Origin of the sequence: Rhodococcus sp. OAS809 (genome assembly GCF_040546695.1) — a bacterium.
GTDB lineage: Bacteria > Actinomycetota > Actinomycetes > Mycobacteriales > Mycobacteriaceae > Rhodococcus_F > Rhodococcus_F qingshengii.
Genome location: NZ_JBEPOI010000002.1, coordinates 1,414,249 through 1,433,123, shown reverse-complemented (window position 1 = coordinate 1,433,123; position 18,875 = coordinate 1,414,249). Strand labels below are relative to the sequence as shown.

Sequence of the window (18,875 nt, the reverse complement as noted above, 5' to 3'; positions counted from 1 at the left end):
CACCGCTGTGCGGAGCCATATCGGGAGCGGTGGGTTACATGCCTGAACCGCCGGAGAGCATTGCGATCGTCAGTAGGATGCCACCCACAATCCCCACGAGCGGGCTGTCGCTGTCGAGAAGCCAGTCGTTCAACGATCCCATGAGTGCCTCTTTCGGGTGTCGATCTGTCGACGGTCGAGCCTATCGACAGATCGACACCCGAGATGTCACTTTCGTCCGAATTGTGGATCGGACCCGAGGTGATCAGCCGTAGACGTTGCCCGGGCTGATCAACTTGGTGATCGGCACCATCAAAGCACTGGTCAGGTCGGTCTCTCCGTCGATGTCGGTGTTGATGAAGACGACCAGGGTTGTGTCCTTCTCGGGCAAGTAGACCGAGACTGTCTTGTAGCCGGGCAGGCTTCCGTTGTGACCGATCCAGCCGCCGCTGTTGAACAAACCGAGTCCGTAGCCGGAGCTGTCGTCCCCTTCGCTCAAGCTCACGGTTTGCAGGCGCTGCTTCTGAGTGGCGTCGGTCAGGAGATCGCCTTTGGCCAGCGCCGGAACCCAAATGCGCATGTCGTCCAACGACGAGATCATTGCACCCGCGGCGCCGCCCCACGACGGATTCCAGTCCGTCGCCGCGGTCACGGATTCGTCGAGCGTTTGGTTGGTGTACCCCTGAGCGTGTGGTGTCGGGAACGCGTTGGTGGTGGGAAAGCTGGTGTGCTCCATTCCGAGTGGTGTCGTGATCTTGGTGTCGATGACTTCCGACAGTTTTGAGCCGGAGACCTTTTCGATCACCATGCCCAGCAGAACAGTGTTGGTGTTCGAATAGTCGACGGTGGTCCCTGGCCGAAGTTGGAGTGGGAGGTCCTTGACGTACCCGACGAGTTCCTCCGGTGTGAAAGTTCGGCGGGGATCCGAAAGATATTCCATCACAAACTGTTCGGACGTCGTGTAGTCCACGAGGCCGCTGCGCATTCCTGCCAGGTGACGCAAGCTGATCGCATCACCTTCCATGACGCCGTCGACGTACTTGGAGATCGGATCATCGAGACCGATCTTTCCCTCGTCGACCAATTGCAGCAGGGCGGTCACGGTAAATGTTTTGGTGACGCTGCCGATCCGGTGGTAGAAGTCGGTTTCCATCGGCGCTTTGGTTGCCGTATCCGAGACTCCTGCAACCTTGACGTAGTTGCCGTCGGGCCCCCAAATGCCCACCATCGCACCGGGAATCCCGGTCGAATTCACCGCTGCGTCGACGATCGAATCGAGCTGGTCGGTGATGGTCGAGTCCATGATCTTGTCGGATGTGTCTGTGGATTTGTCCGTGCTGCAGCTGATTACAGCTCCGACAACCATGGCGCTGCACAGGCCGACAAGCAGGATGCGTCTTGCTCCGGTTTTCATGAGTCGAACTCTGCCTGTCCGAGGGCACTCACACATCGACCCCGGGTACGGCAGACGCAGTCCCCAGGTACCTCCTCAACCGGTACCGGGGGACTACGGAACCCTGGCCTGAACCCTTGACTTGGGTCAGAGCCCGCCGTCGAAGAACGCCGCCAGGGCCAGCGCGGGGTCTGCCGCGGTGCCCATATTTGCTACGCCGACAACGATCAATCCCAGCGTGAACAGTGCAGTGAGAAGACCTATCGACCCCGACATGAATCTCGTCCGTCGCTCGGATCGTGCCGTTCTCGCGAAGCGTGCCCACACGACCACAGTCACGGCCAGTGATATTGCTGCCGCGATCAGCGCGATCACCGCCATGGCCAAGTGATACCGCGCGAAGTCGCTGATCATCAGTTCGAGGGCGGGACTTTGCTGATTTCCGGTGCCCGTCGACTGAGCGAGCTGTTGGCGGACCTGCCCGACAGTTTCGGAGAGTGCCCCATCCGTCTGGGCCACGGGCAACATCGAGATCAGCGAAGAGAAGGGTGCAACGACACCTTGGATATTTGCCATCACGAGTACCGAGGAAAACATCGCGAGGAGCGTGACCAGCCCTCCCGCCGAGACGAATGCGAGTTTCTTTCCAGCCGTCAGGGGGCCGGCGTTCACGAACGACGCCTTGAGCATCCTGCCGAGTGCGAGCAGAACCGTCAGCAGGATTACCGCGATCACGGCCTTGGCCACGTGGTACCGCAGCCAGTAGTCGACAGCGGACTCCAAGCTCGGCGAGAAGGCTTGGACACCGGAACTCCAGTATTCGACGAACGCGGCGCGGACCGTCTCGACGAGTTCTCCCTGGTCTGCGTACCCATCACCCGGCCTACTCGTCAGCATGCCCGGGGCGAGAACGAAGGCAGCGGAGAAACCGGCGACCAACGCGATCAACGCAGCGATCTTGCGACCTGAGGACTGCGTCGAGCGCGACGGCCCCGCAGTGTTGTGCCGTGAAGAATTGTGCAGTGGGATTCCTCCAGCGTGATGAGCGATCATCTGGTCACCGTCCACAAAGTCATGTCACCGAGTGTAGAAATCGGTACACCGGACTTCATCGTTCGAGAGGATGATATTTCCTGCGACGGCGTCCGCCCGCCCTCGCCGCTGCCGCCGACATCCCCCTCAGCACTCGACGACATTGACGGCGAGCCCGCCTTCACTGGTTTCCTTGTAACGCACGGACATGTCGTTTCCGGTTTGGCGCATGGTTTCGATGACGGTATCGAGGCTCACCACATGCGTCCCGTCACCGAGGTATGCGAGCTGAGCTGCGGTGACTGCAGTCGAGGCGGCTACGGCATTTCGTTCGATGCATGGGATTTGGACCAGGCCACCAACCGGATCGCAGGTCAGCCCCAGATGGTGTTCCATGGCAATCTCAGCTGCATTCTCGATTTGTCGTGGCGATCCGCCCATGACAGCGCACAAGCCGGCTGCCGCCATCGCGCAGGCAGCTCCGACTTCACCCTGGCACCCCGCCTCCGCGCCCGAGATCGAGGCATTCGCCTTGATGATCGATCCGATTGCGGCAGCGGTGAGGAGAAAGGTTCGAACGTCGTGAACACCGGCGCCCGCCGCACGTATGTGGTGGTATAGCACTGCCGGCACGATGCCTGCGGCACCGTTCGTCGGAGCCGTTACCACGCGGCCACCTGCTGCATTTTCTTCGTTGACCGCCATGGCGTAGACGGTCAGCCACTCGCGTGAGGAGGGTGCGCAGTTACGTTGTTCCAGTTGAATGTTCGCAGACCGTGCTCTTCGGCGAACTCCGAGACGCCCGGGCAATACACCTTCGGTCTGGGTGCCGCGTTCGATGCAGTCGCGCATCGCGGACCAGATCGCGTCGATGCCGGTGAATGCCCGATCCTGGCCGTGTATCGCGATTTCGTCCGACAGTGCCAGTTCGGCGATAGTTCTGGAGCCGCACTCCGCCAGTAGCTCTTTCGCGGTTCGATAGCGTGAGTTGATCGAATGCGCGCTTGCTTGCGTCTCCGTTCCGGCACGCAGTACGAATCCGCCACCGATCGACAGATATGTACTCGTACAGACGATTTCGCGACCGCTGAAGGCGGTCAGTGTCATCGAGTTGGGGTGCCCGTGACGGCGAACGAGCGGCTCGAACACCATGTCCTCGTGAGCGAACACAACGTGCCCGAGTGAGCCGCCGACGAGCTTCACCGATCCGCCATCCGAGAGCTCGGCCCAACGCCCGTGAACGTCGTTCGGCTCGCACGTTTCAGGATCCAACCCACGAAGTCCCGCGATCACCGCGTCGGGAGTGCAGTGCCCTATTCCGGTGGCGGCGAGAGAGCCGTGCAGATTGCAGCGAATTCGGTCGACCGACGCGGTCAAGCCGGCGTCGGAGAGCTCGCCGACAAAAGTGCGGGCGGCTCGCATCGGACCGACCGTGTGTGAACTGGAGGGCCCGATGCCGATGGAGAAGAATTCGAGCGCGGAAACATAGACGCCGGTGGTGCTCATTCGGCGCTCGTGACGGTAGTCGCTCCTGACTCGCGCTGGGCCGCAATCGTCAGGAGGTTGGAGCGCGAGTCTCCGGTGGCGGCTCGGATCACAGTGCGCGCCATTGCAATTGCTCCGTGCAGAACAGCTTCGTCGCCCGCTGCGGAGCGGGCATCAGCGGCAAACTCGATCGTGTGAGGAACTCCGGTAACGCCGCGTAACGCGATCATCGGGTGGATCGAGGGAACCACCTTCGACACGTTGCCCATGTCTGTCGAGCCGCCGGTCAGGGGAGTTCGGGCGGCCGCGGTGCGGCCCAGGCTCGCGATCTCCTCGTCCCAGATCGTCGCCAGCACGCGATGTTGAACAAGCTCCTCGTAGCGCGGTTCGGCGCGTTCGGTCGACCAGGAGCAGTCGCTGGCCACAGCTGCGCCCTCGAAGCAGGCGAGCATACGACGCTTGGCGTCCAACAGCACGTCGAGTTCTGCGGCCCGAACTTCCGCTCGCACCAATGTCGAGGCCGGAATGATGTTTGTTGCTTCGCCGCCGTGCTCGACATAGGCGTTGAGCCTGACGTCGGAAGGAAGTTGTTGACGGAGGAGTCCGATGGCGACCAAGGCGATCGTGGCGGCGTCGCCTGCGTTGATGCCCTTGTGTGGCGCAGCGGCCGCGTGTGCGGCTCGTCCGGTGTAGGTCACGTCGAACCGGTCGACTGCCTGCGTTCCGGTGACGGTGCAGCTGACGTCTTCACCTGCAGCGCCGTGGACCATGATCGACATCGCCGCGCCCTCCCATGCGCCACGTTCGAGCAGCAAGACTTTCCCGCCGCCATGTTCTTCGGCCGGCGTACCGAGAAGGACGACGGTCAGGCCGTGTTCCTCCGCGACCTCTCCGAGCGCGATCGCTGCTCCCAGTCCGGCAGCGGCGATGACATTGTGTCCACACGCATGACCGATGTCGGGAAGGGCGTCGTACTCGGCGCAGACGACGACGCGGAAGGGGCCGGAGCCCCGCACCGCTTCGAATGCCGTCTCGAGGCCGTAGGCGGCGCGAGTAACCGTGAAGCCGGCTTCCTGTGCGGCGTCCGCCAAGAGGGCGGATGCCCGATGCTCTTCGAATGCCAGCTCTGGGTGAGCATGGATCGTGTGGCTGACATCGATGAGGCGTGATGCCCACTTCTCGATCGTGCTCGAAACCGTGTCTGTGAGGGTGCGGGTGTCAGCGATGGACATGGGTATTGCTTCCTTTCAACATCTTTGGTTCTCTGTGTCTTCGGATCGCGGTGTCTTCGGTTCTCAGCGTCTTCGGGTGCAGTTCTAGTGCCAGAGGCCCAGCGCGAACTCCGCGACGACCACGGAAAGTAGGTAAGAGGCGAGGATCGCGACGATTCCGACGGGCACGATCTTCCAGCCGATCGTCTTGAGCAAGGGAAGGTCCTTGCCGAGGCTGAGACCTGCGACAGTCAAGGTGAGGGTGCAGATCGAGAGAAAGTCGACAGTCCCGACGGTGCTCGAGACGAAATCACCGATGGGGGACCACGGTGTTGTCGCCAAGGCGCCGATGGTGATGATTGCGATCATCGCCGCGATCTTGCCGCGGGTCAGGCGGGCCACGCCGACGCCCAGGAGCAACAATCCGGTGAGGATCAAGTAACCGACGATGATCGATCGAGATACGCCACCCGCTGCGATCGAGGAGACGATGACCCCACCGACGAACAGAATCGGAACGATCGTGGTCAGCGGCACGGTGACGCTCGGCGCAACCGCTCGTGGGGCAGTGTCGGCTTTCCGTTCGCTGGTCGTCTTCGAGCGCTTGGTGAGTGCGCCGTAGATTCGATCAGCAAGGGGGAGTGCGACATACATGCCGACATACACGCCGAGGAGGCCGGTGATGATGTTGGATGTGGCCGCCACGGCGAGTACCTGGTCGGCCATCTCGGGGTGCGCCGAAACGACGCTGGCGGCAGCGGCAGCCATCATCGAGCCGGATCCGACGCCGGCACCCATCGCCAACGCGAGGGGGTCGAAGATGTTGAAGGATGTAGCCAGTGACGCAATCAGGCTGATCAGCACGGCACCGAACAGAGTGCCGAAGACGTACATCGACAGGACTCCACGGTACTGGTCGGAATCGGGGCCGTAGCGTTCGCTGACCATCGCGAAGGAACCCTCGCGGTCGATGGAGAAGGTTGCTCCGACGGTGGCCGGCCCCATCCGAAGGAGTACCGCCAGCGGGAGTGCGAGAGCGATAGTGCCGAACAAGTGCCCCAATTCCTGCAGTAGCAGTGCGGGGCCCGCCTCGAACAACAATTGGATGTTCGGGCCGATGGTGAAAGACAACCTTGCACAAAGCAAGAGAACAGCCAGGCCCATGATTGCCGAGGCTGCAGCCTGAAGGTCGAGGCCGAGTGGTTTCCACTTCTGGCTCGAGACGACACCGCCGGCAATCAGTCCCCACACCATGGGCAGGATCGTGATGGCGGCAGCGCCGACGGGAATCACTGCGGGGCCGATCAGTTGCGCGCCTGCCGCAAGCGCGAGGAGCAGAGTCACCACGATCCACAGGCGTGGCGACCGCATGGCGAAAACGACTTTTTGCGTCGCGGTTTGATCGCTGACCGGAGAATCGTCATGCGAGACAGGGAATGCTTCGGTCATGTCGGTGTCTTTCTCGAGGGGGCGAACGAACGCAAGATGTAAGCGTTCTCGAGGCTCAGGATTTGGTGGACTATTGATGTGATGAAGTTAGGATCGACGCGTTTCGATCCTGTTTCGGTGCAGCATTCTTTTGAAAGTGAGGTCCTCGGTGCAGGATCAGATGCTCAAGGACGACGATCTTCGGCTGTTGAACGCACTGCAGATCAGGCCGCGAGCGTCGTGGTCCGAGCTTTCACGCGCGATCGGTTCCGACCCGGTCACCCTGACCAGGCGTTGGGAGCGTCTGCACTCGCAAGGAATAGCGTGGATCGCTGCGTACCGTGGTGGACCCATCGTGTCGGCGACCGCACTTCTCGAGATCGAATGCGCACCGGCACAGACCATGAGCGTTGCCGAACAGATCGCGCACGATCCCGAAGTTCTCACAGTCGATCTCACAACCGGCAATCGGGATCTGCTCGTCACGCTCACCTGCACTGACCTCGATCAATTGTCCAGGTACGTGTTGGAGCGAACACAATCCCTGCCGATGATCACCGCGATGCGAACTCAGATCGTGTCCTCGGCGAACTCCGACGCGAGGAACTGGCGTCTACGTGCTCTCGATGCGGAAGAAATTGCCGCGCTCGAGTCGGCCCCGGCGGGAAAGATTCGTGGTGTACGCGCCGGCGAAGAGGAACAGTCGCAGCTGTTCGACATTCTTTCTCGCGAACCACGTGTCACCGTCTCGGCACTCGCTGCGGCCCTCGGAGTCACGCCGGCTCGCGCTGGGGCGCTCCTTTCTCACGAGCTGTCGACGGGGCGACTGGTCGTCCGCACGGAGATTGCTCGGCCCTACTCCGGCTGGCCGGTCTACGCCTGGTACTTCTTACGTCTCGACGGGCGAAAGGAGGCAATTGCTCAGCGTCTTTCGCACCTGCGTGAGGCGAGGCTTGTTGCTTCTACGATCGGCAGCTACGACATCGCATTGGCGGTGTGGCTGCGCTCGATCGACGACGTGCAGCGTCTGGAAGGTTATCTCGCCGAGCAGTTTCCGGGCGTATCCGTGGTGGACCGGTCGATCGTCCTGCGTACGCCGCATCACCTGCATCGGACGATCGATGTGTCGGGTCGAAGCATGCCGAAGCACGGGTGATCCGCAACTCGTTCGCGCGGGTCGGGTGCTCTCCGACTAGTTGGGGATCGCCACGTCGACGATCAAGCCGAAGTGATCGGAACCTTCGATCTCGATCCGCTCGAGTGACTTCGCCTGACCGCCCCGCAGAAGTACATGGTCGATGCCGACGATCGCGGGAAATTTCTTGTCCGCCGGATAGGTGCGCACGATGCCTACTCCCAATTGGTCTGCGGCATCGGAGTAGCCGACATCGAGGAGGTCACGGAATTGCTTGTGCGTGAATGTGGTGTTGAAGTCGCCACTGACGATGACGGTTTCCTCGGCGGCAGCAGCGTCGAGCGCGTTTCGCAAAGTGCTCAGCTCGGCAGTCCACACGTCGGGCGGGGTCACGTACGCCGGTCCGGGGTGAACCGCCAGAAGGGTGAACGAAGTTGAGAAGCCCACTTCGGCAACAAGATTGGTCGGTCCGAATCCGTTCAATTCCCGAGTGTCCGTCAGCGGATAACGGCTGTAAATACCGGCGCCACCCCCGCCGGCCTCGTCCGGTACCAAGTAGTGATGCGGCAGCAGTTGCTCGAGTCCTTGATCTCTGAGAGAGCCTTCGAGTGATGTGGTCAGTTCCTGAACCGTCAGGACGTCGACTGCCTTCTCGCGCACCGTCGCAGTCAAACTGGCGGGATCTGCCTGCCCGAAGAGAAGATTTGCTTGCATTACGCGCAGAGTCGGCCCGTCGATTTCGGAACTGTTTGCCACATACAGTGGACTGATCACCGACGCGCCCACCGCAATCAGTACCACCGAGATCGCCAGCAGGATCCAGCGGCGAAAGACCAGGCATATCAGGGACGCTGCGAGTGTGACCGCAAGCAGTATCGGGACGAAGGAGGCCACGGCGATCAACGGGTTGATCGGCTTGGTGGAGTACAACGCGATCAGCGCGACAACGCCGACGGCGATACCGCCCACGCCGGCGACCTGAGCGATACGGCGTGCCGGAACATTGTCCGTCGTGAATCCCATACCAAACGGTACCCAATGCAGCCACGGCTCCCGACTGCCTGGCGTTTGTCAGTCGCCGGTTCGGGTGCGGAATGCGTTCACGGCGGCTTCGACGGTCGGGTAGAAGTGCGTCGAATCGAATCGATCCCCGACTCCGAATCGGATGAGTCGATCCTTGATCGGACCTTTCATCTCTGCGAATGCCAACCGAATTCCTTTGCCTTCGAGGAATGTATCCAGATCGACGAGTTCGTCGACTGCCGTTGTATCGAGTCCGGTGATCGGTTCGGCGGCTATAACCACCCAGTCGACCGGATCTGGCGCCTTGGCGACGACGGAGCGAACGTACTCGTCGAAGATCTCGCCGTTCGCGAAAAACAGTGGCGCGTCAAACCTCACCAACACCAGGCCGGGGATGCGATGCCCATCTGGATGGCGTTCGATGTCGTGGAATCCGGTGGGATCGCCCGTCTCGACGAGTTCGGTTCGATGTGGCTGCCATACCTGCGCGATGACCGCTGCGAAGGACAGTCCGATCGCAACAAGGATGCCTTGTAGCACACCGACCAGGGCGACGCCCAGAAACGCCGCGACGGCGAGGCCGAATTCCACGGTGCTCATGCGCCACATGCGGACCATGCCGCCCACGTCGATCAGTGCACACGCGGCGACGATGACGACGGCGGCCAGTGTTGCATCGGGCAGATATGCCGTGAGTCCGGGAGCGACGAGGACGAACACCAGGACCGCGAGCGCCCCGACGACGCCGGCCAATTGTGTGTGCGCCCCACTCTGTTCGGCTACCGGAGTTCGTGACCCGCTCGCCGAGATCGGGAACCCGCCGAACAGCCCGCCGGCCACGTTCGCGACACCGATCGCCTTCATTTCGGTACTGCCGTTCACGTCCTCGCCGTGGCGGGCGGCGAAGGTGCGCGAGAGAACGCCGGTGTCGGCGAAGGCAATCAATGCGATACCGGCGGCGGGCCCGATCAGATGGCCGACGTCCTGCCACGTGACTCCACCGACGGAAGGGAGGGGGAGTCCTTCCGGCAGTGCGCCGACCATGCCGATGTCATCGGTGAGACCGGCGGCAGCGGACAAGACTATGGCCGCGACAACGGCCACCAGAACGCCGGGAACAACAGGTACCCAGAGCCGGAAGGCGACTATGACGACTAGCGAACCGACACCGATGGCGGCAGCGAGGGGGTCGACGTCGCCACCCACCAGGGCCTTTGAGATCCCGCCGATTTCACCGAGTAGACCGGACGCGTCGACGGAGAATCCGAGCAGCTTGGGAATCTGACCAACTACGACGACGAGTGCAATGGCATTGAGGTAGCCGAGGCGGATCGGTTTCGAGAGGAGTTCGGTCACGAAGCCGAGACGAAGGAATCCGCCGATCACGAGGATGAGTCCGACAAGAATGGCGAGAACACCGGCTAGTGCAAGCGCATTCTCCGAATCGCCGACCACTGCCAGCGGTATGACCGCGGCGGCAATCAGCGGCGCCAGTGACGAATCAGGTCCGAGTACAAGGATTTTCGAGGGCCCGACTACCGCGTAGGCGAGCAAAGGCACGATGGTGGCGTACAGCCCGGCGTACGCAGGCAACCCGGCGGCCTCGGCGTAGCCCATGCCTGCCGGGATGAGCAGGGCAGTCAAGACGAGTCCGGCAGTGACGTCTGTTCGCAACCACTCGCGGCGATACCCACGGGCAGTCGCGACGCCCGGTAGCCGACCTAGACTCTCCGCCCACATCATCGTTTGATTGTCCTCCCTCAGTGGAGCGAACGGGCGCGCTCGGGGGCAACCGCGGTGGTCGCAGGGAGGGGCGCAGGTGCCTGTGCGAGGCGGCGGCGTCGAATTGCCTTGTCCAACTCGACGACAACCGGGATGATCAGCGACCAACCCAGGCAGGCGAGCCACTGGGCGCCGGTCAGTGAGGTTGTCATGAGGAGGTCCTGGAGGACGCCCGCCTCGACGGCGAATACGGTCACGACCGTGGGGATCGTCAAGATCTTGATGGCACCGAGAACCGGTGGAACCACGCCGGACTCGGGATCACGCCGCATGGTAAGCCCCGCGAGAATCGAACCGAGAGAGAGCACTACGAATGCTGTGGTCATGGGAACATTCGCATCGGAAGTACTCATTTCACCGGGTGCGAGAAGCATCGCCGCGAGTGTCACGGCAAATTGCAGGACACCGTACGCGAGCCACTGAGCGACTGCGCTTCGATGTGCGATCGGCATCTTGGGATCGCGCGGAGGCTTGTTCATCAGATCCGGTGGCGGCGGGTCGAGCATGATCACGGCGACGGGGAACAGTGTGATGAAGAAGTGCTGGAACAGCACCATCAGTGGCGTCAGTGCCACACCCTCGTTGATGTTGAAGATGCTCGCAGCGAGGAAGAGGAGAACCAAGGAGAAGAGTTTCGACATCTGGTAGCGGATGTACGAGACGATTTTTCCGTAGATGTTGCGGCCCAGCGTGATCGCGGTGATGAGGGTGCCGAAGTTGTCGTCGGTGAGCACCATCTTGCCCGCCTGTTTGGTCACCTCACTGCCCGAGCCCATGGCGACGCCGATGTCTGCCTTCTTCAACGCGGCGGCGTCGTTGACCGCGTCTCCGGTCATCGCGACGACGGCGCCACCGCTCTGCATGACATCGACCAAGCGAAGTTTGTCCTGCGGAGTGACGCGGCCGAACACGTGCAGGTTCGGCAACGCGGTCGACAGTTCTTCATCGGTCATCGCTTGCAACTCGCCTCCGCCCACCGAGCCCGGGCCGAGTCCGAGTTCGGCACCGATCGCTGCGGCGGTGATGGCATGGTCGCCGGTGATCATGCGGACCTCGATGCCGGCCCGGTGTGCGGTTCGCACCGAATCGACCGCCTCCGGACGCAGCGGGTCGATGATGCCTGCCATACCGACAAACGTCAGGTCCTCGACAAAGGACATGGGGTCGGCCACGACAGCGTCTTCCCGTCCGTCGAGGCGTCTGACCGCGAATGCCAGCACCCGAAGACCCTTTTCGGACATGGACTGATTTGCTGCCGTGAGTTCGTCTCGGACTTCCTCGATCGGGACCTGCCGACGGCCGGGGAGAAAGGCCGAAGAACACCGAGCGAGGACGACATCGGGTCCGCCCTTGACCAATCCGACGAACTGACTTACGCCGTCGACTTCGAGATGGTGGTACGTGGCCATGAACTTGTACGCGGAATCGAACGGAACCGTCGCCACCCGCGGGTAGGTCCGTCTGGTGAGTGGGGCGTCGGCACCGATCTTTGCCGCGAGCACCACGAGCGCGGCCTCGGTCGGGTCGCCGACAACTTCCCCGGAATCGGAAACCGTTGCATCGCTGTCGAGACACAGTCCGTATGCGAGAAGGGTGAAGTCGGGCGGCGCCTCGCCGGCAACCTGCGTTATCCTTCCCGCTTTGGCATAGCCTTCGCCCTCGACCGTGTACCAACGGCCGTGGACGTACAGCGATCGGACGGTCATCTGGTTCATGGTCAGCGTGCCGGTCTTGTCCGAGTTGATTGCACTGGTCGCGCCGAGTGTTTCGACGTCGGTCAGGTTCTTCACGACGGCCTTGGCGTCGGCCAGTTGACGGGCACCGTAGGCCAGCATCGCCTGGACGAATGTTGGCAGGCCGGTCGGAATCGCGGACACTCCCATTGCGATACCAAGGAGCAGAAGCGTAGTCAGGTCCTGCCCACGAAGGAGCCCGATGACGACGATGACGATCACTGCCGTCCACGCGATGATTCCGAGAAGTTTGGTGAGAGAGTCCAATTCACGTTGAAGTGGCGACTTGCCAGGGGCGACCGCCGACAACATCGACGCGATCCGGCCTATCTGCGTCTGCATCCCGGTCTCGGTGACCACCATGGTCGCCGTGCCGCGGGTGACCGAGGTGTTCTGGAAGACCAGATTGCTGCGGTCTCCGAGCGGAATATCCTCGTTGTTCAGCGTATTCGGGTCCTTCGGTATCGGCGCGCTTTCCCCGGTCAATGCGGCTTCCTGCGTCTCCAGGGTGGTGGTGGCGAGCAACCGTCCGTCGGCAGCGATGATGTCTCCTGCCTCGACTTGGACGATGTCACCCGGCACCAGTTCGGTAGCGTCGAGTTGAATCAGGTTCCCGTCACGAATGACCCGTGCTTGGGGCGTCTGCATCTTGGCGAGGGCGTCGACGCTGGCCCGTGCCTTCAACTCCTGTCGAGTTCCGAGGACGATGTTGAGCACGACGAGCACCGCCACCACGATTGCTGTCGGCACTTCACCGATGGCGATGCTGACCGCGGCCACGGCGACGAGCATCAAGTTCATCGGATCTTTCAGCTGCAACAGCGCGATCGACCACGTCGACGGCGGTGGCGTCGAGGTGATTTCGTTCGACCCGTAGCGTCGTCGCCGTTGGTCGGCCTCATCCGACTGCAGTCCGCGCTCCGGGTCCGACTGCAGTACGGACACGACTGATTCGCCACTCTGCGCATGCCACGGCGTGGGGCTCATGACCGCACATCCTTTCCTTGGCGATCGTCAATACCGGGTCGGAATCCAGTGCAGCGGTTGTTTGGGCGTCTGGTAGCCGTGAGCCTTCTGCCGTTTCGGCAGGGTGATGTCCGTGGATTGCACGGGCTCGTAGGGGATCTGACTCAGAATGTGGCTGATGATGTTGAGTCGTCCGCGTTTCTTGTCATTGTTGTTTGCGACATACCATGGCGCCCAGCCGGTGTCGGTGAAGCGAAACATCTCGTCGCGGGCACGCGAGTAGTCGTACCAATGACTGAACGACTTCAGATCGAGATTCGACAGCTTCCAGATCTTTCGAGGGTCGTCGATCCGGCTCTGCAGACGTAAGAGCTGCTGTTCTTCGCTGACCTCGAGCCAGTACTTGAGCAGAATGACTCCCGATTCGACGATCGCGCGTTCGACGGTCGGAATGAGCTGGAGAAATTGATGTGCTTGTTCTTCGGTGCAAAAGCCCATTACTCGTTCTACACCGGCACGGTTGTACCAACTTCGGTCGAAGATGACGATCTCACCGCCAGCCGGAAGATGCGGGACGTAGCGCTGGACATACATCTGCGAATGCTCTCGCTCGGTCGGGGCGGGTAACGCAACGACCCGGAACACTCGCGGACTCACTCGCTCGGTGATGGCTTTGATGACACCGCCCTTCCCCGCGGTATCTCGACCTTCGAATACGATGCAGACCTTGGCTCCAGACGATTTGACCCACTCCTGCAAAGCCACGAGTTCGCCGTGCAACGGCTTGAGTTTGCGGCGGTACACCTTGTTCTTCATCGGCTTTTCTGCCACGGGCGGCGCGTCGTCGGTAAGGGTCGACGGGGTGTCGTCGTGAAGAATCCGAGCGTTCTTTCCCACTTCCACTCCCTGGCATCATGAGCGCAACGCGAGCGCGCGGGGAACCGTCCGCCCTTATGTGTATGCCCCATATTCGGTGAACCTATTCTCTTCGCAATCGAGACCCGAATCGTGTTGTTTTCGAACCCTTTCCGAGTCTTGACGTGCTCGGCTGGACGGACGACCATTAATGGATGACTGGCGACGAAGAGTTGCTCCACGTCGAGCGGGTGATCACTCGCCTCATTTCCCGCTATCCCGCCGTTCCTCCACCGGAGATCGAAAACAGAGTGCGAACAATTCACCAGCGTTTTGCGGGATGTCGGATCCGCGACTTCGTGCCTCTTCTGGTCGAAAAAGCGGCCAGACAAGAGATCTCGGATCGGAGAATCGTGATTCCGATAATGGATGAGCGGTCGGCGAGTCTGAACTCTCTCGAGCTGTAGCCGGAACGGGGATCGTCGGCGCATACTGAAATGACCTTGGACCAGGGAGTTCTGGCCGAATGCAGGAGCTCAGGCGCGGAACGTCAGCCTCCCGAACTCCTGATGTGTAAAACCGAGTACAGGGAGCGTTGACATGGAAGGCTTCTGGGAATTCTTCTGGTTCATCTTCGTCTGCTTTGCCTTTGTGGCGTACTTGAGCGTGTTGTTCTCGATCATCACCGACTTGTTCCGTGATCACGAGACTTCGGGCTGGGCCAAGGCGTTGTGGATGATATTCCTCTTCGTCATTCCATTCCTGTCCGCGATGATCTACGTGGTCGTCAAGAATGACGGAATGACGAGGCGGTCGATGGAAGCCGCTCAAGAGCACATACACGCGCAGAGTGATTACATTCGAAAGGTCGCCGGGAAATCGCCGACTCAGCAGATCGCCGACGCCAGAGAGCTTCTCGACTCAGGCGCGATCAACGAAGAGGAATTCCAGGCCATCAAGGCAAAGGCGCTGGCGTAGTTTTCGTATCTTCTGCCCCGGGCCTGGCGTCGTCGGTTCCGCCGTCGTCAGGCCCGGCGTCCTGCGCGGCGGCGCGTGCGGGACGAACCAATACTTCCAGTGCGACGAGAGCAACGAGCGCAATGACGACGATCCAACCAACGACCAATCCGGTGGGGTAGCGCCAGAAGAGCAGCAACAGGGCGGCGATGCCGATGATGGCACAGCGCAGTGGGACACGAAGCTGATTGGCCCACCGCTCCACCTGATTCGGCGTTCGGCCGCTTGCAGAATGCCGGACGAAGTCCAACGCCTGCCCGTAGCCTCGACGAACGGCGATCGCCGACGACGACCCACCGATCAGGTAGGCGCCGAGCCCCACCACCACACCGAGGACCGCAACCGCGCGAAGGCTCGTCCGAAGCGGAACCAGAACTGTGTCGATGACAGCGGTGGCGGCGTCTGGCGAGAGGATATCGGTAGGGACACTGTCGAGGTAGATTGCGCGCCCGATCAGAATTCCGATCGCAAGAACAAGCATTCCCAACGCAATCGACAGTCCGACCAGGGACAGCGTACGAAGCCTGCGACCGGTTGGCGCAACGGCGACAGCGGCTGCTGCGCAAGCAATTCCCAACCACGGCAGCACCGCCGAGACCTTGTCGAGTGCCGAGACGGCTCGCTGCGCCTTCACCAGCTCGGGGGACTGGAAGAGAACAAACTCCTTGTCCACGGACGGGATTTTGTCTGCGAAAGCGAAGCCGCGGTCGGTCAGCGCCGTTTTCACCCGGTCGATGATCGTGCTCAGTGAAATGCTGACCGTTCCGCTCTGGTCGACCTCGACCGAGTCGGGTCCGTAGTTTCCGGTCATGACGGCGACGAGGGAGTTGTGCGCCGCTCGGTTCGCCTGAATCCAAAGGTCTTCGAACTGCTGCGTCCGAACGAGCGAGGCCACTGTGTCGTGGACGAAACTCTTCGCCTGGCCGGCGATCACCGGTGCCAAACCCACCAACGCCTGGTCCACGCGAGGCGCGTTGGCTTCGAGATTCGACACATCCGTCAATGCCGTGAGTGCCTCGGTGGTGAGCCCTTCGACGTCGACGCGATCGAAGATCTCGTCCGTGACTTGATTCGTGATCTCCGCTTGCACGGCTGGATTCTCACCCAGTGGCGCTACCGTGCTGACGTAGCGGTCCGTGTCGAGGATCTGACTACGTACGAAGCGGGTGGTTACCGACAAGACTGCGAGCAGTGCGACCAGCACCAGCAGGATTGTCACCGCGGTCCACCGCAGCCCATGTCGAGGTGGTCGGGAGACTTTCTCGACGGTCGTTTCGCGGGCGCTGGGAGTCTGCTCGCGAAGTGTTGCTACCTCTTCGCGCAACCGGGCTAGTTCGGCACGTTCGTCCTCCTGGAGTGGTCCGTCGCTCGTGCCGTTTGCCATGATGGTCCTCCCGGGACGGAAACTACTGGCGCACAGTTGAAATGCTGAACTGCGAAGATGATTCGGCGGGTGACCTCAGATGACCTCGGGATTCCAGGTCGCGACGGCCCAGATGACGAATACGTCGAGCGCGATGATGATGATCGACCACCACGGCGAGTGGGGTAGCCACAGGAAATTCGCGAGGATCGACAGAGAACAGATGACTATCGCGCCTACCCGTGCCCACGTCGCGCCGGTGAAGAGCATGATTCCGACAGCGGTGACGAGCACACCGAGTACGAGGTGAATCCATCCCCAGGAGGTGAGGTCGAATTGGTACGCGTATTCCGGGCCGACGACTGTCACGTCGTCCTCCGATATCGCCGAGATGCCTTGGAGGATTTCGAGCACGCCGACTGTGATGAGGAGAACGGCTCCGCCCAGCGCGCTTCCTTTTGCCACACCCTGCTTTACCAGTGAATCCTCGGACATGACCGCCCCTAGATTTCAAGCGCGAAATAGCCTGGCATATTTCCCTGTCCCGACCTTTTACGGTGGTGAAGTAGCCCGTCGGAGGGCAAATCAAACATTGAGCGCTGCACAGCATTGCGATATTCATTCGCCTACGAATTCGAAAGAACCTACCGTGACGGCATGGATATGGCGGACGTAGGTGTGGCGATGAGGCCTGCACCGGGTGTGATCCGGACGGACCGGCTGGTGCTCCGTACCTACCGCCCAGGCGATCACCGGGATCTTCTCACCTTCTACGGGCGCAGCGACGTATGCCGGTATTTGCTCAACGAACCCTGGAGTCTCGCGGAGGCTCGAGAGGCCGTGCAGACCAGAATGTCTCGCCGCGACCTGGCATCGGGCGCGGTGGCACTTGTTGTCGAGTACGGGGGCCGGGTTGTCGGAAGCGTGAGTGCTTGGCGAGTCGAAGAATCTGATTGCACAGCCGAAGTCGAGCACACCGCCGAACTCGGGTGGGCATTTTCGCCCGAGTTCGGCGGCCGAGGATTCGCGACGGAAGCAGTGACCGCTCTGATCGACCTCGCGTTCGCGACACCCCGATTGCGCCGCGTGGTCGCGCGAATGGATTCGAGAAACGAATCCTCGGCGCGACTCGCGCAGCGGATCGGTATGAGGCGAGAGGGACATTTTCGGCAGAACGCGTGGATCAAGAACGAGTGGACCGACACCGTGGTTTTCGCGACACTTCGCGGTGAGTGGCCTTCAGTTGCTTGATCAGACCGAGCGGGCTGCTATTTTGCGACCAGTTCGGTCAACTGTGGCACGAGTTCGTCGGTCGCCCACGGAACACTCAGAAGGCTGACGTACATTGTTGCTGCAGTCAGGCGATTGTCGGTGATCCACAGGTCCTTGCCGTTGGCGATGACCGGCCACCGCGAGAACAGAGTGTTGGCCAATGTGCTGTCGACTTCCGACTGATCGCTTGCCCAACCGAGATACACGTCGGTGTTGATCGTGTCGAGCTTTTCCATACTGATGCCGAAAAGGAACGAGTCGCCGGCAAAGTTCTTGGCGCCGTTCACCACGTCGGGAGCGACTGTGAGCCCGAGGTTTTCGACAAACTTGACGCGCGGATCGTCCGGACCGTAGATGGCGGTTTCGGTTTCTCCTTCACGGATGTAGGAACCGAAGGCGAAAGTGACTCCGTTGAATTCGGGATGACTCGCCTTCGATTCCTGGACCGATTCCTCAACCGATTTGATCAGCGCCGCGGTCTGAGCGGGACGCCCGAGTGCCTTGCCGACATCGGTGGCGAGGTTTTGCCACGAGCTGGGCTGATACGGCTTGGTGTCGTACGGGAGGGTAGGGGCGATCGAGCTCAGGCGCTGGTAATCCTGCTCGGAGAAGCCCGAGTACGGGGCAAGAATCAGATCGGGCGCGGCATTGAGAATCTGCTCGAACAGGAGCTCACCGCTGTCGGAGTAGTACGGCGCAGGCGTGGGCAGCGTCTGGCCCGACTTTTCGAGTTCGGCGCGGGTCCACGGCAGGAACCCGTCGGCGTCGCCGGCCCAAGAGTCCTTCTGCATCGCGATCGGAGTGACACCCAGGGCGATGACCGTGTCTGCCGCTGCGGAATCGAGGGTCAGGATCCGTGTCGGCTCCTTGTCGATGGTGGTCCCGCCGAAAGCGTGCTTGATCGTCACGGGATAGGCGCCGTCCTCGACGGCGGATGCCGATGAACTGTTTTCCTGGGCGTCCGATGACGACTGTGTGCAGGCGGTCAGAGGCAGTGCCGCCGCCAGCATGAGCGCAACAACGATTCGTCGCCTCCGCTGGGGACGAATTCTCTGACGGGCAGATCTGAACACGCGAAACTCCTCGGTATTAATCAGGGAAGTGCTTGCACGACTCAGCGCGGTACGCACATGAGAGCAGGCTTACCTAAGTGAATGTAGGGCGCGTGCGTGTAGCGAAGGGGCCAGCCGATGTCGACAAC

16 protein-coding genes are annotated in these 18,875 nt (G+C 61.4%); 4 read left to right on the top strand and 12 right to left on the bottom strand.

Going from position 1 to position 18,875, the window contains the following annotated elements; genetic code table 11:
• Positions 1 to 244 precede the first annotated feature (244 nt).
• From ABIE52_RS09565 to ABIE52_RS09545, 5 genes are all read right to left on the bottom strand, one after another.
• Positions 245 to 1,393, bottom strand: a complete 1,149-nt coding sequence (locus ABIE52_RS09565) for a serine hydrolase domain-containing protein (RefSeq protein WP_192712506.1) — start codon at positions 1,391 to 1,393, stop codon at positions 245 to 247.
• 126 nt (positions 1,394 to 1,519) lie between these two features.
• Entirely contained in the window at positions 1,520 to 2,425 is a 906-nt protein-coding gene (locus ABIE52_RS09560; protein WP_252194382.1) for a hypothetical protein, read from the bottom strand.
• Between the two features lie 126 nt (positions 2,426 to 2,551).
• Positions 2,552 to 3,910, bottom strand: coding sequence for an L-serine ammonia-lyase (locus ABIE52_RS09555; RefSeq protein ID WP_192712505.1), 1,359 nt, complete (start codon positions 3,908 to 3,910; stop codon positions 2,552 to 2,554).
• Positions 3,907 to 5,121, bottom strand: a complete 1,215-nt coding sequence (locus ABIE52_RS09550; protein ID WP_116056851.1) for an amidohydrolase — start codon at positions 5,119 to 5,121, stop codon at positions 3,907 to 3,909. The genes ABIE52_RS09555 and ABIE52_RS09550 overlap by 4 nt, the downstream gene beginning before the upstream one ends.
• A gap of 84 nt (positions 5,122 to 5,205) precedes the next feature.
• A complete protein-coding gene (locus tag ABIE52_RS09545) occupies positions 5,206 to 6,549 on the bottom strand; it encodes a DUF3100 domain-containing protein (RefSeq protein WP_064688750.1) in 1,344 nt (447 codons plus the stop codon).
• A 136-nt stretch (positions 6,550 to 6,685) separates the two neighbouring features.
• Here ABIE52_RS09545 and ABIE52_RS09540 point away from each other — a divergent pair, with 136 nt between their 5' ends.
• Positions 6,686 to 7,684, top strand: coding sequence for an Lrp/AsnC family transcriptional regulator (locus ABIE52_RS09540; RefSeq protein ID WP_228402203.1), 999 nt, complete (start codon positions 6,686 to 6,688; stop codon positions 7,682 to 7,684).
• A 36-nt stretch (positions 7,685 to 7,720) separates the two neighbouring features.
• Here the strand turns inward: ABIE52_RS09540 and ABIE52_RS09535 are convergent, their stop codons facing one another.
• From ABIE52_RS09535 to ppk2, 4 genes are read right to left on the bottom strand one after another with little or no spacing between them, the layout of a single operon-like run.
• Positions 7,721 to 8,686, bottom strand: a complete 966-nt coding sequence (locus tag ABIE52_RS09535; RefSeq protein WP_116056849.1) for an endonuclease/exonuclease/phosphatase family protein — start codon at positions 8,684 to 8,686, stop codon at positions 7,721 to 7,723.
• 48 nt (positions 8,687 to 8,734) lie between these two features.
• A complete protein-coding gene (locus ABIE52_RS09530) occupies positions 8,735 to 10,429 on the bottom strand; it encodes a SulP family inorganic anion transporter (protein WP_116056848.1) in 1,695 nt (564 codons plus the stop codon).
• A 17-nt stretch (positions 10,430 to 10,446) separates the two neighbouring features.
• A complete protein-coding gene (locus tag ABIE52_RS09525) occupies positions 10,447 to 13,188 on the bottom strand; it encodes a cation-translocating P-type ATPase (protein WP_054187745.1) in 2,742 nt (913 codons plus the stop codon).
• A 27-nt stretch (positions 13,189 to 13,215) separates the two neighbouring features.
• Positions 13,216 to 14,046 (bottom strand): polyphosphate kinase 2, encoded by an 831-nt coding sequence (ppk2, locus tag ABIE52_RS09520; protein ID WP_085989950.1) that lies wholly within the window; start codon positions 14,044 to 14,046, stop codon positions 13,216 to 13,218.
• A gap of 191 nt (positions 14,047 to 14,237) precedes the next feature.
• Here ppk2 and ABIE52_RS09515 point away from each other — a divergent pair, with 191 nt between their 5' ends.
• The gene (locus ABIE52_RS09515; RefSeq protein WP_007734945.1) at positions 14,238 to 14,489 is read left to right on the top strand and encodes a three-helix bundle dimerization domain-containing protein; all 252 of its coding nucleotides are present in this window, start codon (positions 14,238 to 14,240) and stop codon (positions 14,487 to 14,489) included.
• A 133-nt stretch (positions 14,490 to 14,622) separates the two neighbouring features.
• A complete protein-coding gene (locus ABIE52_RS09510) occupies positions 14,623 to 15,000 on the top strand; it encodes an SHOCT domain-containing protein (protein WP_007734948.1) in 378 nt (125 codons plus the stop codon).
• On the opposite strand, the gene ABIE52_RS09505 is transcribed toward ABIE52_RS09510, so the two are convergent.
• Positions 14,978 to 16,423 carry a hypothetical protein gene (locus ABIE52_RS09505; protein ID WP_007734950.1) on the bottom strand — a complete coding sequence of 482 codons (1,446 nt, stop codon included), beginning with the start codon at positions 16,421 to 16,423 and terminating at the stop codon, positions 14,978 to 14,980. The two genes, ABIE52_RS09510 and ABIE52_RS09505, sit on opposite strands and share 23 nt — an antisense overlap.
• Positions 16,424 to 16,498: 75 nt before the next feature.
• Positions 16,499 to 16,897 carry a DUF7144 family membrane protein gene (locus tag ABIE52_RS09500; RefSeq protein ID WP_003942678.1) on the bottom strand — a complete coding sequence of 133 codons (399 nt, stop codon included), beginning with the start codon at positions 16,895 to 16,897 and terminating at the stop codon, positions 16,499 to 16,501.
• Positions 16,898 to 17,059: 162 nt separating this feature from the next.
• On the opposite strand from ABIE52_RS09500, the gene ABIE52_RS09495 reads away from it, so the two are divergent.
• Complete coding sequence (locus tag ABIE52_RS09495) at positions 17,060 to 17,653, top strand: GNAT family N-acetyltransferase (RefSeq protein ID WP_050656477.1); 594 nt, start codon at positions 17,060 to 17,062, stop codon at positions 17,651 to 17,653.
• A gap of 17 nt (positions 17,654 to 17,670) precedes the next feature.
• Here the strand turns inward: ABIE52_RS09495 and ABIE52_RS09490 are convergent, their stop codons facing one another.
• Positions 17,671 to 18,747, bottom strand: coding sequence for an ABC transporter substrate-binding protein (locus tag ABIE52_RS09490; RefSeq protein WP_275232262.1), 1,077 nt, complete (start codon positions 18,745 to 18,747; stop codon positions 17,671 to 17,673).
• Positions 18,748 to 18,875 lie beyond the last annotated feature (128 nt).